The 12316-nt window shown below is 59.4% G+C and carries 13 protein-coding genes; 4 read left to right on the top strand and 9 right to left on the bottom strand.

The features are described 5' to 3' along the window. Positions 1–2: 2 nt before the first annotated feature. From nthA to AXG89_RS18625, 6 genes are all read right to left on the bottom strand, one after another. Complete coding sequence (nthA, locus tag AXG89_RS18650) at positions 3–644, bottom strand: nitrile hydratase subunit alpha (RefSeq protein ID WP_062171533.1); 642 nt, start codon at positions 642–644, stop codon at positions 3–5. Positions 645–674: 30 nt separating this feature from the next. After that, positions 675–1418 carry a nitrile hydratase subunit beta gene (gene nthB, locus AXG89_RS18645; protein ID WP_062003337.1) on the bottom strand — a complete coding sequence of 248 codons (744 nt, stop codon included), beginning with the start codon at positions 1416–1418 and terminating at the stop codon, positions 675–677. A 23-nt stretch (positions 1419–1441) separates the two neighbouring features. Further along, positions 1442–1945: a DUF1097 domain-containing protein gene (locus AXG89_RS18640; protein WP_062003336.1), complete on the bottom strand. Its 504-nt coding sequence runs from the start codon at positions 1943–1945 to the stop codon at positions 1442–1444. A 24-nt stretch (positions 1946–1969) separates the two neighbouring features. Further along, a complete protein-coding gene (locus AXG89_RS18635) occupies positions 1970–2956 on the bottom strand; it encodes a CobW family GTP-binding protein (protein WP_062171531.1) in 987 nt (328 codons plus the stop codon). Between the two features lie 342 nt (positions 2957–3298). After that, complete coding sequence (locus tag AXG89_RS18630) at positions 3299–3484, bottom strand: hypothetical protein (RefSeq protein WP_062171529.1); 186 nt, start codon at positions 3482–3484, stop codon at positions 3299–3301. 90 nt (positions 3485–3574) lie between these two features. Beyond that, a complete protein-coding gene (locus AXG89_RS18625) occupies positions 3575–5074 on the bottom strand; it encodes an MDR family MFS transporter (protein ID WP_062171527.1) in 1500 nt (499 codons plus the stop codon). 69 nt (positions 5075–5143) lie between these two features. Here AXG89_RS18625 and AXG89_RS18620 point away from each other — a divergent pair, with 69 nt between their 5' ends. After that, positions 5144–5830, top strand: a complete 687-nt coding sequence (locus tag AXG89_RS18620; protein WP_062171526.1) for a TetR/AcrR family transcriptional regulator — start codon at positions 5144–5146, stop codon at positions 5828–5830. Positions 5831–6022: 192 nt separating this feature from the next. After that, positions 6023–6226: a cold-shock protein gene (locus AXG89_RS18615; RefSeq protein ID WP_060818122.1), complete on the top strand. Its 204-nt coding sequence runs from the start codon at positions 6023–6025 to the stop codon at positions 6224–6226. 21 nt (positions 6227–6247) lie between these two features. On the opposite strand, the gene AXG89_RS18610 is transcribed toward AXG89_RS18615, so the two are convergent. Then, the gene (locus AXG89_RS18610; RefSeq protein WP_062171525.1) at positions 6248–7711 is read right to left on the bottom strand and encodes an amino acid permease; all 1464 of its coding nucleotides are present in this window, start codon (positions 7709–7711) and stop codon (positions 6248–6250) included. A 284-nt stretch (positions 7712–7995) separates the two neighbouring features. Then, a complete protein-coding gene (locus tag AXG89_RS18605; protein ID WP_062171524.1) occupies positions 7996–9114 on the bottom strand; it encodes a 3-deoxy-7-phosphoheptulonate synthase in 1119 nt (372 codons plus the stop codon). A gap of 167 nt (positions 9115–9281) precedes the next feature. Here AXG89_RS18605 and AXG89_RS18600 point away from each other — a divergent pair, with 167 nt between their 5' ends. Continuing rightward, positions 9282–10592 (top strand): MFS transporter, encoded by a 1311-nt coding sequence (locus AXG89_RS18600; RefSeq protein WP_236873467.1) that lies wholly within the window; start codon positions 9282–9284, stop codon positions 10590–10592. Positions 10593–10637: 45 nt separating this feature from the next. Here the strand turns inward: AXG89_RS18600 and AXG89_RS18595 are convergent, their stop codons facing one another. Further along, on the bottom strand, positions 10638–11519 hold the full coding sequence (locus AXG89_RS18595) for a manganese catalase family protein (protein ID WP_062003329.1): 882 nt from the start codon (positions 11517–11519) through the stop codon (positions 10638–10640). Between the two features lie 369 nt (positions 11520–11888). On the opposite strand from AXG89_RS18595, the gene AXG89_RS18590 reads away from it, so the two are divergent. Then, the gene (locus tag AXG89_RS18590) at positions 11889–12305 is read left to right on the top strand and encodes a hypothetical protein (RefSeq protein WP_062003328.1); all 417 of its coding nucleotides are present in this window, start codon (positions 11889–11891) and stop codon (positions 12303–12305) included. Positions 12306–12316 lie beyond the last annotated feature (11 nt).

Here is a 12316-nt window from a genome sequence, read left to right as displayed (position 1 = left end):
GATCAGGCCGCAACCGATGCTGCGGATAATGGCGAAGGCACGAGCGCCACGCCCATCATCGCTTCCGGCGTGATGAGGGCAGCCAGTTCATCTTCGCTCATGCCTTCCGTTCCGGCGGGTCGTTCGGGTATGACGAACCATCGGATCTGCGCGCTGCTGTCCCAGACCTTGACCTCCGTTTCCGGCGCGACAGGAACGCCGAATTCGCGCAGCACCGCACGTGGTTCGCGCACGCCGCGTGCACGGAACACAGGGTCCTTGTACCAATACGGTGGCAAGCCGAGGACGGGCCATGGATAACACGAGCACAGCGTGCAGATGATCAGGTTGTGCACGCCGTTGCCGTTTGCGACCGCCGCCATGTGCTCGCCTTCGGCGCCATCCATGCCTTGCGGGAGTTGCATGGACGCAATGGCTTTGGGTGTGTCGTCTATCAGGAGTTGCTTGAATGCCGGGTCCACCCAGGCGCGCGCCACGATGCGTGCGCCGTTGAACGGTCCCGCAATCGTTTCGAAATGGCCGAGCACGGTGTCGACGGAATCGCTGCCGAGCACACCTTTCTCGATCAGCAGCGCCTCCAGCGCGCGAACCCTTGCTGCACTCGCGGCTTCGCGTTCATCGTCGTATTTGAATAGTTCGCTCATGTTGTCGGTTCCTGGCTCATGGTGAAGATGTCAGTCGGAGGCAAGCAGATAGGCGTCGAACAGATCGGCGTAGATGGTCGTGTTGGGCTCGCTTTTCTCCTTGCCCCAAATATCCGCCGCATCGAACGCCACGCGATACACCGGCATCGCGTGACCGATTCCGTCTGGTCCCGTCGACACGAAGTAGGAAAATGCGCCGGGATAAACGAGATCCACCGTTCCTTCCTTGTTGCGCAAATACCCCGGCAGCCGCGTGTGATCCACCGCGTCGGGGTCGGCCACGCGCACGCGCGCGCCTGTTGCGAAACGCGGCGCCTCCTTGAACTCGTGGAAGCCCGAGTCGCCTTTCACCAGATACGCGTTGATTTGCGTGGCGATCGCTGGGTTGGGTTGATCCGGAAGTGCAGCTTGCGGATTAGCACGGAAATGGCGAGTCTTTTCGTCGAGCTCGTCAGCCGATACATAACCTTCATCGATGAAAAACTGCGAAATGCCCATCAGCCACTTCTCGTAGTAACGATATTTGAAGTACTCGAACGGCTGCATCCCTTCGGCGCCGGTACGCAGGGACGCCCATGTCCACGTGTTCTTGAATGTAGTGGGCAACTCGGCGACGGGATAGCGTGGCAGCGCGTCAGCGAGGTGCGTGCTCTCGGCCATCATCACGGTGTGGATGCCGAAGATGCGTTTCTCCCATGGCTGCACGAACACATTCGTTTCCACGTTCACCGGGCCGAGATTCTCGAGTCCGCCGAGGTTGTGCTGGAGTTTCATTCTCTACTCTCCTTTCCGTGAAATCAGTTGAGCTGCGGTTCGGGCTTGCGCGTAAGGGCATCGCCGAGCACTTCCGAGACGATGCCGAACAGCGCACCGGTAATCAGCGCGGCCGCGGCGACGAGCGCAGGATTGTGAATGCCCGCAGTCGTGATGGCCTTGCCCGTTGCCACCGTGGTGCCGACCGTCGATGCAAAGCCCCACACCACCGCAGGTAGAACGTTGAGCAACTTGAGCTTCGATGCCTGCACCATTGCCGCGCTGCCTACGCCTACGCATATAGCGGCGATGATGGGCGTCTGTGCCGAGCTTGCGATCGCGAGCAGCGAGAGCGATGCAATGACAAGCCCGACCAGGTTCGATGCAACGCTCTGAACGAACCCGGCTGGCCCGCCGCCGACCACGAAAAACGACGCCCACGCGATAAACGTTACCCATACCGGGACTGGAAAGACGGTGGCGGTGACATAAGTGTCGACAACAGCCAGGACACCGATGCTAAGCGTGAACGCTTCAGACTTTTTCATTGCAGGCTCCTTGAGGTTAGAAATTCACGACGGGCAAAGACAATCTGCGAACGCTTTCCGAAGACGTGGCATATCCAGATCGCGGCCAATGAAAACAAACTTGTTTTCACGCGTTTCATCCGCACGCCATACGCGGCCGGGGCGCGCTTCCAGAAGCATATGAACGCTATGAAAGTGAAACTGGCGCGGCTCCGACGCAAAGTGCAACACGCCCTTCATGCGCATGAGTTGCTGCCCGCGTTCCTGTACAAGCTGATTGATCCATCGATTGAACCGGTCCGGATCGAGCGCGCCGGTCTCGATCAACGCGCATGATTGAATCGACACATCGTGCTCGTGGTCGTGCGCGTTTTCATCGAGTAGATCGGGTTCCAGTTCGAGCAGCGCAGGCAACGAGAAGCGCCGCACGCCGAGCAGCGAATCAGCGGCAACGCGTGAATGACTTGCGGTAGTAATGGATGCAGTCGGATTGAGTGAGCGAATCTGAAGTTCGAGTTGCTGCAACGCGAGTTGATCGATGAGATCGATCTTGTTGATCACGATCACATCGGCGAATGCGACTTGCTCGCGGACGATTTCATCGTTGAGTTGCTGGCCGAAGTGGTGCCCATCGACCACGGTCACGACTGACTCGAGTTCCACTGCTTCCCGCAAGTCGGGGTCCGCAAGGAAGGTCTGAAGCACCGGCGCGGGGTCGGCAAGCCCGGACGTTTCCACGATCAGTCTTTCGATCCCCGCATGCGATCGTGCAAGGAGTTCTTTCACGCTCGCTACGAGGTCGGCGCGCACGGTGCAACACACGCAGCCGTTATTTATTTCTATCAGCGCCTCTTCTTCGGCGACGATCAATTGACCGTCTATACCGACTTCACCGAACTCGTTCACGACCACGCCAATGCGGCCGCCCGTGTGTTGTTGCATGAGGTGATTGACGAGCGTGGTCTTGCCCGCGCCGAGAAAACCGGAAATCACGGTGACGGGGATTTTGCGTTGCGCCTGGCGCTGGTGCATGGCTGATACCTACGAGGGCTGAGTGAAGTCAGCCTCGTAAAGAGCGAGTATCAGGCCTGTTTTGGACAAGCGGCTTTTGCGAGACGTGCAATGTCTCGAATGCACTTATCTCATGTCTTTATTTGTCAGCGCGGTTCATAACGGACAAAGTCGGTCCGCATGTGCTCGAGTGTGGACACTTCAGAAGTGGTGCGGCAATGCGCATGTGCGCCCGTGTCTGGGGCGCGTTGGTGGCGCGATGCGCCACAACTGAGCGCCAGCGGCATCCATACAGAACCGGTCTTCGCTGACAGGTCTTTCCTGCGGGGATTGCATCAACGACGTGACCTCACGATGCGAAGATCACGACGCGTTATTCCGCGTCTTGCTGTGCTTGCGATGCTTGGGCGCAGACGAGTGATGTTTCGTGCTTCCGCCCGATACGGACGATTGTCCTTCGCCGAAGTGATAGGTTTCGGCGAATGCGCGGCTTGAAATGAGGGCGAATGCGCCGAGTGTCGAGACGATGATCACGTGCTTGAGTTTCATGGTGCGGATATCCTGAATTGCGACTGATTTAAAGTGCGTCAGCTTATACCAAACGAATCGAATCCAAAGCCGACGCACCCTCGCAGTTCATCAGTTCCGCAACGGCCGGTCCTGCATGAACCAGGACAATGCAAACGCCAGCACTACAACGGCGCTCGCCACCAGAAACACCACATGCATGGAGCCGGCGAAGGCGTTGAGATAAACCTCGCGCATGGCCGCAGGCAACTGATGCACCATCGCGGGCCCCATCGAACGCGGCAGTTCGGTGTTCGCCGGAAGGGCATTGGCGAGCCGGCTTTGCAAGCCGTTCGAGAAAATCGCGCCGAACGTGGCGACGCCGACTGAACCGCCTATCGACCGGAACAGTGTCGCGCCGGATGTCGCCACGCCGATATGCTTGAACGGCACCGCGTTCTGCACCGCCAGCACGAGCACCTGCATCACCATCCCGAGTCCAAGGCCAAGCAGCAACATGTACAGGTACATGATGTGCAGCGGCGTGGCGAGTTCGAGCCGTGACAACAGGAACATCGCAACCGCCACCAGCGCCGTGCCGCAAATCGGGAACCAGCGGTACTTGCCAATCTTGCTGATGATCCGGCCGCTGATGATGGACGTTGAAAGCACGCCGGCCATCATGGGCAGGATCTGCAAACCGGCTTGCGATGGCGTCGAACCCTTCGCCACCTGCAGATAGAGCGGCAGGAACGTGGTCGCGCCGAACAGCGAAAAGCCAATAATGAACCCGATCATCCCGCTCAATATAAAAGTGCGCTCCTTGAAGAGACCAAGCGGCATAATTGGTTCATCTGCCAGACGTTCTTCGTAGATGAAACCGCCCATCGCGATGACCCCGAGCGCCAGCGTGAACCATAGTTGCGGCGAACTCCAGGGCAGCAATGTGCCTCCCTGACTGGTGAAAAGGATGATGCAAGTGAGCGACGTAGCCAAAAACGCTGCGCCCATGTAATCGATTTTATGCTTCACATGTGCCACATGGGGCTTGAACACCAGCCCGATCACGATCAGCGCCACGACGCCTAACGGCACGTTGATGTAGAAGATCCAGCGCCATGACAGATGCTCGACGATAAACCCGCCCAGCAAGGGCCCAAGCACGGTAGCGAGGCCGAACACGCCGCCGAACAGGCCCTGGTAGCGGCCGCGTTCCGCGGGCGGGATCACGTCGGCAATGGCGGCCATCGTCACGACCATCAGGCCGCCGCCGCCCAGCCCCTGCAACGCGCGCAGCACGATCAACTGCGTCATGTCCTGCGCGACGCCGCACAGGATCGAACCCGCGAGAAAAATCAGGATGGCAGCCTGGATCACGACCTTGCGGCCGAACAGATCGCCGAACTTGCCGTACAGCGGCACCACGATAGTGGACGTCAGCAAATAGGACGTCACGACCCAGGATAGGCTTTCAAGCCCCCCGAGTTCGCCCACGATGGTCGGAAGTGCTGTCGACACAATTGTCTGGTCGAGCGCGCCGAGCAGCATGACGAGCAGAAGCGCCGTGAACAACAATCGGATGGGCGGCCGCTCTGTTGCGGGAAGCGCAACGGTGGGTTGGAAGGTTTCCATCGAGTGCCTGCAATTAATTAACATTGAAGTTAATATTAGGTCACGTCTCTTCCCGGGTCAATTGCGACTATGACTAAAAATGTAACCGAAGCTTCCCGAAGTAATGTTTCAGCCGACCCCGAAAAGCCCGTGCGCCGGCGCGGGCGCCCGTCGGGCGGGCAAAACGGCGAGCCACGGACGCTTCTGCTCGATGTCGCGTTGTTGCTGTTCGCGCGTCAGGGAATCATGGAAACCACACTCGGCGCGATCGCGCGCGAGGCGGGAGTCACGCCGGCCATGGTTCATTACTACTTCAAGACGCGGGATCAGTTGCTGGACGTGCTGATCGACGAGCGGTTCGTCCCTTTGCGCACCAAGCTTGGGTCCGCGTTTGCCAACTCGGATGCGGAACCGGCTGAGGCGCTGCGCGCTTTTGTAGAAGGGCTGGTGACGGTGGCCGAGCAAAACCCGTGGTTCGCGACCCTGTGGATTCGCGAAGTGATCAGTGAAGGCGGCTTGCTGCGCCAGCGGATAGCAGAACGTTTCGGCGATGAAAACCAGAAGGCATCGATTGAACGTATCGAAAAATGGCAGAAGGAGGGCAAGCTCAATCCGCACCTTGAGCCGTCCCTGTTGTTCGTCTCGTTGTTCGGGCTCACCTTGTTGCCGCTCGCCGCAAATTACAAATGGGCCGAAGAGCGCGGATGGAAGCCGAGACGCGACAACATCGCGCCCCATGCCGTTGCGTTGCTGATGCAGGGGATCGGGCCGATTTGAGGCCGCGGGCTTCTCGAGCCGGCACTGCGCAGGCGTCGAGTCGCTGCCTGCATCGAGCAATCAGGCAATCGTCATCGCCCCAATGTTTGTCGACGCCTGTTGCGACTTTTGCTGAACGTTTGCCGCAAGTAAACCGAAACCCCGCAGTCGATGCGTGCTACCGTTCCGACTTTTTGCAGCCAGGAGACGGCCATGCCGACCGGACGAGTGAAGTGGTTTAGCGATGCAAAGGGTTTTGGTTTCATCACGCCGGACGATGGCAGCGAAGAATTGTTCGCCCATTTCTCCGAGATCAAGACAGAAGGGTTCAAGACGCTGCTGGAGAACCAGAAGGTCAGCTTCGATATCGGCCAGGGGCCGAAGGGCAAGCAGGCGTCGAATATCCTGCCTGCCTGAGTGTCTCGCCGCGCCGCCTGACTATTTGGCGTGCGTCTCCGGATGCCGCAGGCGTGAGTGATTGCGACCGTACGAGACGTAGATCACGAGTCCGATCACCAGCCAGACGACAAGCCGCATCCACGTGACGAGCGGCAGACCCGTCATGAGCAACAAGCAGAAGAGGATGCCGAGAATCGGCACGATAGGTACGCCCGGCACGCGAAACGGCCGGTTTGCGCCCGAGTCGCTGCGCCGCAGGTAGATCACCGCGCCGCATACGAGCACGAACGCGAACAGCGTCCCGATGCTGACCATCTCGCCCAGCACATTGATCGGCGTAAAGGCGGCGACGACGGCGACTACCGCGCCAATCATCGTCTGGCTCAGGTGCGGCGTCTTCAGCCGCGGGTGAACCCGCGCGAACAGTCCAGGCAGCAGTCCGTCTTGCGACATCGTGAAGAAGATGCGGCTCTGGCCGTAGAGTAAAACGAGGATCACGGTCGTCAGCCCGGTCAGCGCGCCTACCTTGATCAGGATGGAGAACCACGTGAGGCCGATCACGTCGACGCCCTTGGCGATCGGATCGGGCACGTTCAGTTGGCCATAAGGCACGAGACCTGTCAGCACGCCGGCCACGGCGATATACAAGATCGTGCAGATGACGAGCGACCCGAGAATGCCGATAGGCATGTCACGTTGCGGCTTGCGTGCTTCTTGCGCGGCGGTGGAAACGGCGTCGAAGCCAATGAACGCAAAGAACACCACCGCCGAACCGCGCAAGATTCCGCTCATGCCGAAGTTGCCGAACTCGCCGGTGTTGGGCGGAATGAAGGGATGCCAGTTACCGGGATGCACGAAGAAAACGCCGAGCGCGAGAAACGCAACCACCACGAATAACTTGATCGCAACCATCACATTGTTGAGGCGCGCCGATTCCTTGGTGCCCATCACCAGCATCAGCGTGAGTGCCGCAATGATGAACACGGCTGGAAGATTGACCAGGCCGGAAACCGATGTGCCATCGGCGAGCTTGACCATGGTGCCGGGAGCGGCGGCAAAGCGCGGCGGTATCGTCATGCCGAGGTTATGCAGCAAGCTCACGATATACCCCGACCATCCGACCGCGACCGTGGCGGCGCCCATCGCGTATTCGAGTATCAGGTCCCAGCCGATGATCCACGCAAACACTTCTCCGAGCGTGGCATACGTGTAGGTGTAGCTGCTGCCGCAAACGGGCAGCATGGCGGCGAGCTCCGAGTAACAAAGTCCGACGAAAGCGCATGCGACACCGCCGAGCACAAACGAAAGAATGATGGCTGGCCCGGCGAACTGAGCGGCGGCGGTGCCTGTCAGCACGAAGATTCCTGCGCCGATGATTGCGCCTATGCCCATTGCAGTGATGCTGAGCGCGCCGAGTGTTTTTGCGAGCGGGCGTTCGCCGCCGTCAGCACTCTTGATGATGTCTTCGACCGACTTGCGCGCCATGTAACTGGTATCAGCCATCAGTGTCGCCTCGCTTACGTTGTTGGATACGAACCCAACCGGCGTGGCCGGTCGATCTGCGAATCACTACGAAAAACGTTTGATGCAAGACGACTCTGTGACCCAGTCTATGCCGAATGAATTTGCTTGTGAAGCTGGAAAATATGCTGCGTTTTTGCGCGGCGCTGCGCGAAACGAGTGGGAAGGGTACGAAGCGGGGCGGTGGACGAATCGGGGACTGCAGCATGCGACGCGCCGAAAACGGTTTCGGCGCGTCGTTCGATCAATGTATTAACAACGCATCTTCAGTGCTTGCGACGCTCGCGCACCGCTGCGGCGAGCGTCTGCAAAACGGGCTCGGTCTGCGTCCATGCGAGACATGCGTCGGTAATCGATACACCCCGGCGCAACGGCACACCCGGCTTCAGGTCCTGCCGTCCCTCTTCGAGATGACTTTCGATCATCACACCGATGATCCGCTTGTCGCCATCGTTCAATTGACGCGCAATGTCTTCGCCTACTTCGACCTGACGCAGATGTGACTTGCCCGAGTTTGCATGCGAGCAATCGATCATCACCTGCTCACGCAAGCCCACGTCCTTCAACGCGGCGCAGGCCGCAGCCACGCCTTCGCGATCGTAGTTCGGACCTTTCTTGCCGCCGCGCAGGATGACGTGTGCGTCCGCGTTGCCGCGCGTTTCGAAGATGGCGGCCATGCCCATCTTCGTCATGCCCATGAACGCGTGGCTGGCGGCGGCCGCGACGATTGCGTCTGCTGCTATCTGCACGCCGCCGTCGGTGCCGTTCTTGAATCCGATCGGGCAGCTCAGGCCTGATGCCAGTTGCCGATGACTCTGGCTTTCGGTCGTGCGCGCGCCGATTGCGCCCCACGCGATCAGATCCGCAATGTATTGCGGGCTCAGCAGGTCGAGGAATTCCGTGCCGGTGGGCAGCCCCATGTTGCCGATATCGAGCAGCAACTGACGCGCGCGGCGCAGGCCTTCATTGATGCGGAAAGTGCCATCGAGCAAGGGGTCGTTGATGTAACCCTTCCAGCCTACTGTCGTGCGCGGCTTTTCGAAATACACGCGCATGACGATCAGCAAATCGTCGCGTAGTGCGTCGGCGGCGGTTTTCAAAAGTTGCGCATATGCGATCGCCTGATCGTGATCGTGGATGGAGCACGGTCCGACCACGACGACCAGACGGTCATCCCGTCCTTGCAGGATATTGGCGATCTCGACGCGGCTTTGTTCGACCAGCGTCTGCACGGACGGCGTCACGGGCAGGTCGTCTTGCAATAGCGCGGGCGAGATCAGCGGACGGACGGCGCCGATGCGGACATCGTCGATGCGCGTGGTGTCCTGGGTCGCGTCGGCCCGGCCGGCCTCCTGGTCGTGGAATGGGTTGTCGAGGCGGCTCATTGTGGGTTCTCCGAAACTGGGCATAGCCTGCGATTATCGCATTTGTGCCGGTCTCCGAGCGTTCCCGGGCGGGTTAACGCGGCTGTAATGTGAAGCGCGTGCTGAATATAGTGTGACTCTTCGCGTCCCAAAAAAGGACGTTCAATCGCGTAGACGAGGAGCCGGACGTGGCCGAGAAGCTGGGATCCCCTGCAGTCGTTGCAAGTAAAACCAGCATGAACTTCCGATGGACCGTGCTGATCTGGCTGGTGGCCGGCGGCATCATCAATTACATCGACCGCGCAAGTCTTTCCATTGCAGCGCCGGAAATGATCCGGGAACTGGGTTTGTCGCGGACGCAGATTGGTCTGCTCGGCACCGTCTTCGCGTGGACCTATGCCGTGATGCAGTTGCCGGCGGGATGGGTCATCGACCGGTTCGGCGCGAAAAAAGCGTATGCAGTCGCGATGATCTGGTGGAGCGTCGCGACCTACATGACCGGCGTGGTGGGATCGGTGAGCGGGTTGCTCGTGATGCGCGCGCTGCTTGCGGTCGGCGAAGCGCCATGCTGGCCGACTTCGGCAAAAATCACGGCCGCGTGGTTTCCGAACAAGGAACGTGGTTTTGCGACGGGGATCTGGGATTCGTCATCTAAATGGGGACCGGCGCTCGCGCCTGCCGTGCTCGTTGCGCTGATGGTTGCATTCGGATGGCGCTCGCTTTTTCACGTGGCGGGTGCAGTCGGTATTGTGTTCGCGATCGTCTTCCTGCTTTTTTATCGCAATCCGGAGCAAAGCAAGCGGCTTTCGAAAGAGGAATTTGCGTACATAGAAGCGGGCGGCGGCGGGCGCGAACGGTCCATCAGCAACTCTACGCACGAGTGGCGCGGCTTGTTCACGCATCGCAGCGTCTGGGGCATGATCCTCGGCTACTTCTGCGCGATCTGGTTGTGGAATTTGTTCCTGGTTTTCCTGCCTTTGTACCTGCTCGATCGCTTCCACATTTCGTTCGTACAGCTCGGTTTTTACGCCAGCATTCCGTGGATTGGCGGCGCCGTGGGGGAAATCATCGTCGGGTATCTGACGAAGAAAATGGTCGATCGCGGCATGGCGACGCCTATCGATGCGAAGCGCATGTGGATCGTGATCTGCGCGATCGGCGCTGCCATTTCGGCGGTGGCGATTCCGTTCGTCGACTCGTTGGGAATGACGATCACGCTGATGACGCTCGGCCTCGCGTTCCTTGCCGCGATCATTGGTGCGGCATGGGCGCTGGCGTCGGATGTCGCGCCCAAGTCGATGGTTGCCTCCGTGAGCGCGATCCAGAATTTCGGCGGTTATTTTGGCGGTGCGTTCTCGCCGGTGGTGGCAGGGTTTATTGTCGATAGAACCGGTTCGTACACCATCGCGCTGATTTCAGGCGGCGTGATAGCGGGATGTTCCGCGCTGTTCTACTGGTTCATGGTGAAGCGCGTTGTGGCAGAACGAGGCGAAGCGTAGACGAAAAAAAGCCCTTCCAGTGTGTGCTGGAAGGGCCTTGGTGCGTTACGACACCATCGCCTGACCCGATCCCAGATCGGCGCCCGTCGTCGGATCCGAACTCGGATCTGATGCCGTGCGTGCGGCCATGGCCTGCAGCACATCGATGTCTGCTTCCGATACCCCAACGCTTGCCAGTCCGTCACCGCCGTCCACGGCCGGCTGCGGATCTTCCACGAACTTCCAGTCGCCGCCTTCGTTCCACGGTCCGCGCAACGCCGGTTCCGTGCCTTGCGACATGTTGTAGTACACGCTTGTGAATTCGGGCTTGCCCGGCAACTTTCCTTGCGGGAAATTCGGCTGGATGGAGTGCAACGCCTTCTCGAACGACTTCTGGTGCGCGATTTCGCGCGTCATCAGGAAGCCGAGCGTGTCGCGGATGCCCGGGTCGTCGGTGAGATTGATCAGGCGTTCGTAGACGATCTTTGCGCGCGCTTCGGCTGCAATGTTCGAACGCAGATCGGCAGTCGGCTCGCCAATCGTGTCGATATAGGCAGCCGTCCAGGGAACCCCGGCCGAACTCGTCAGCGCGGGACCGCCGCCATAAAGCAGCGACGTGATGTGCGAGTCGTTGCCGTTGCCCGTCAGCGAGCGGTAAAGCTCGGCTTCCTCTTCCACGCCTTCAGCAAGCTGGCCCTTGGCGCCTTTGTTCAGCATCGCGACGATCGAACCGATGATCTCGAGGTGGCTTAGCTCTTCAGTGGCGATGTCGAACAGAAGGTCCTTGCGGCCCGGATCGTCTTCACCGACTGCTTGCGTGAAGTACCGGCATGCGGCCGCGAGTTCGCCTTGCGACCCGCCGAATTGCTCGAGCATCAGGTTGGCGAGACCAGGATTCGGCGCTGCGACGCGCACTGTGTACTGCAGGCGTTTGTTATGTACGAACATGGGTGAATCTCCTTTGAGGTTAGTCGAAGCATGGCGTCGTGTTTTTCACAGACGTGTCTACGCCCGCGAATCATCGCGACGAAAAAACAGACCGGACATGTCGAGTTGCTCCGGACGGTAACGCACTCCAAAACGCGTTACACCCAATGAAGGGCGCCCGGATCTCAAAGCATCTGCAATGCTCTGGCGAACTCGCGGCGACGTCACCGCGAGGGTAAAGAAAAGGACTACGGGATTGACTTCAGCATTGGCCGTTCCCGATGTACCGCATTGCGGTTTTTGCGCCTAAAAATCTGAAAAAATTTGACGCGATGCAAAAACCAGCCTATAACCATCTAATGGGATGGTAATGGGAAGGAAAATAGAGCAATGCAGAAACTTGAAGTGGTCCGGCCGAAAGGCGGCGAGACTGAGAAGATCACGATCAATCTGGGCCCGATCGACCTCGGGCAGATCGACTTGCTGGTCGAAGAAGGCTTTTATTCAAACCGCACGGACCTGATTCGCACGGCGATTCGCAACCAGCTTGCGACGCATGCGAACGTCGTGAACGAAACCGTTACCCGCCGCGCGCTGGTGCTCGGCATGCAGCACTTTTCGAAACACGATCTGGAAGCCGCGCGTGATGCGGGCGAGCGTTTCGATATCCAGGTGCTAGGACTTGCGAGCATCGCCGCCGACGTCACGCCTGAACTCGCGCTGGAAACGATTGCATCGATAGTCGTGCTTGGCGCATTCCACGCATCGCCGGCGGTGAAAGCAGCGCTGGCCGGCCGGATCGGCTGAGCGCTCCAACA

This window comes from Burkholderia sp. PAMC 26561, from assembly GCF_001557535.2.
Classification (GTDB): domain Bacteria; phylum Pseudomonadota; class Gammaproteobacteria; order Burkholderiales; family Burkholderiaceae; genus Caballeronia.
Note: the sequence above shows the minus strand (reverse complement) of the source record. Positions and strands in the feature narration are given on the sequence as shown.

Coding starts and splice junctions, on each gene's coding strand:
- nthA (WP_062171533.1), bottom strand. CDS start 644: ATGAGCGAACTATTCAAATACGACGATGAACGCGAAGCCGCGAGTGCA.
- nthB (WP_062003337.1), bottom strand. CDS start 1,418: ATGAAACTCCAGCACAACCTCGGCGGACTCGAGAATCTCGGCCCGGTG.
- AXG89_RS18640 (WP_062003336.1), bottom strand. CDS start 1,945: ATGAAAAAGTCTGAAGCGTTCACGCTTAGCATCGGTGTCCTGGCTGTT.
- AXG89_RS18635 (WP_062171531.1), bottom strand. CDS start 2,956: ATGCACCAGCGCCAGGCGCAACGCAAAATCCCCGTCACCGTGATTTCC.
- AXG89_RS18630 (WP_062171529.1), bottom strand. CDS start 3,484: ATGAAACTCAAGCACGTGATCATCGTCTCGACACTCGGCGCATTCGCC.
- AXG89_RS18625 (WP_062171527.1), bottom strand. CDS start 5,074: ATGGAAACCTTCCAACCCACCGTTGCGCTTCCCGCAACAGAGCGGCCG.
- AXG89_RS18620 (WP_062171526.1), top strand. CDS start 5,144: ATGACTAAAAATGTAACCGAAGCTTCCCGAAGTAATGTTTCAGCCGAC.
- AXG89_RS18615 (WP_060818122.1), top strand. CDS start 6,023: ATGCCGACCGGACGAGTGAAGTGGTTTAGCGATGCAAAGGGTTTTGGT.
- AXG89_RS18610 (WP_062171525.1), bottom strand. CDS start 7,711: ATGGCTGATACCAGTTACATGGCGCGCAAGTCGGTCGAAGACATCATC.
- AXG89_RS18605 (WP_062171524.1), bottom strand. CDS start 9,114: ATGAGCCGCCTCGACAACCCATTCCACGACCAGGAGGCCGGCCGGGCC.
- AXG89_RS18595 (WP_062003329.1), bottom strand. CDS start 11,519: ATGTTCGTACATAACAAACGCCTGCAGTACACAGTGCGCGTCGCAGCG.
- AXG89_RS18590 (WP_062003328.1), top strand. CDS start 11,889: ATGCAGAAACTTGAAGTGGTCCGGCCGAAAGGCGGCGAGACTGAGAAG.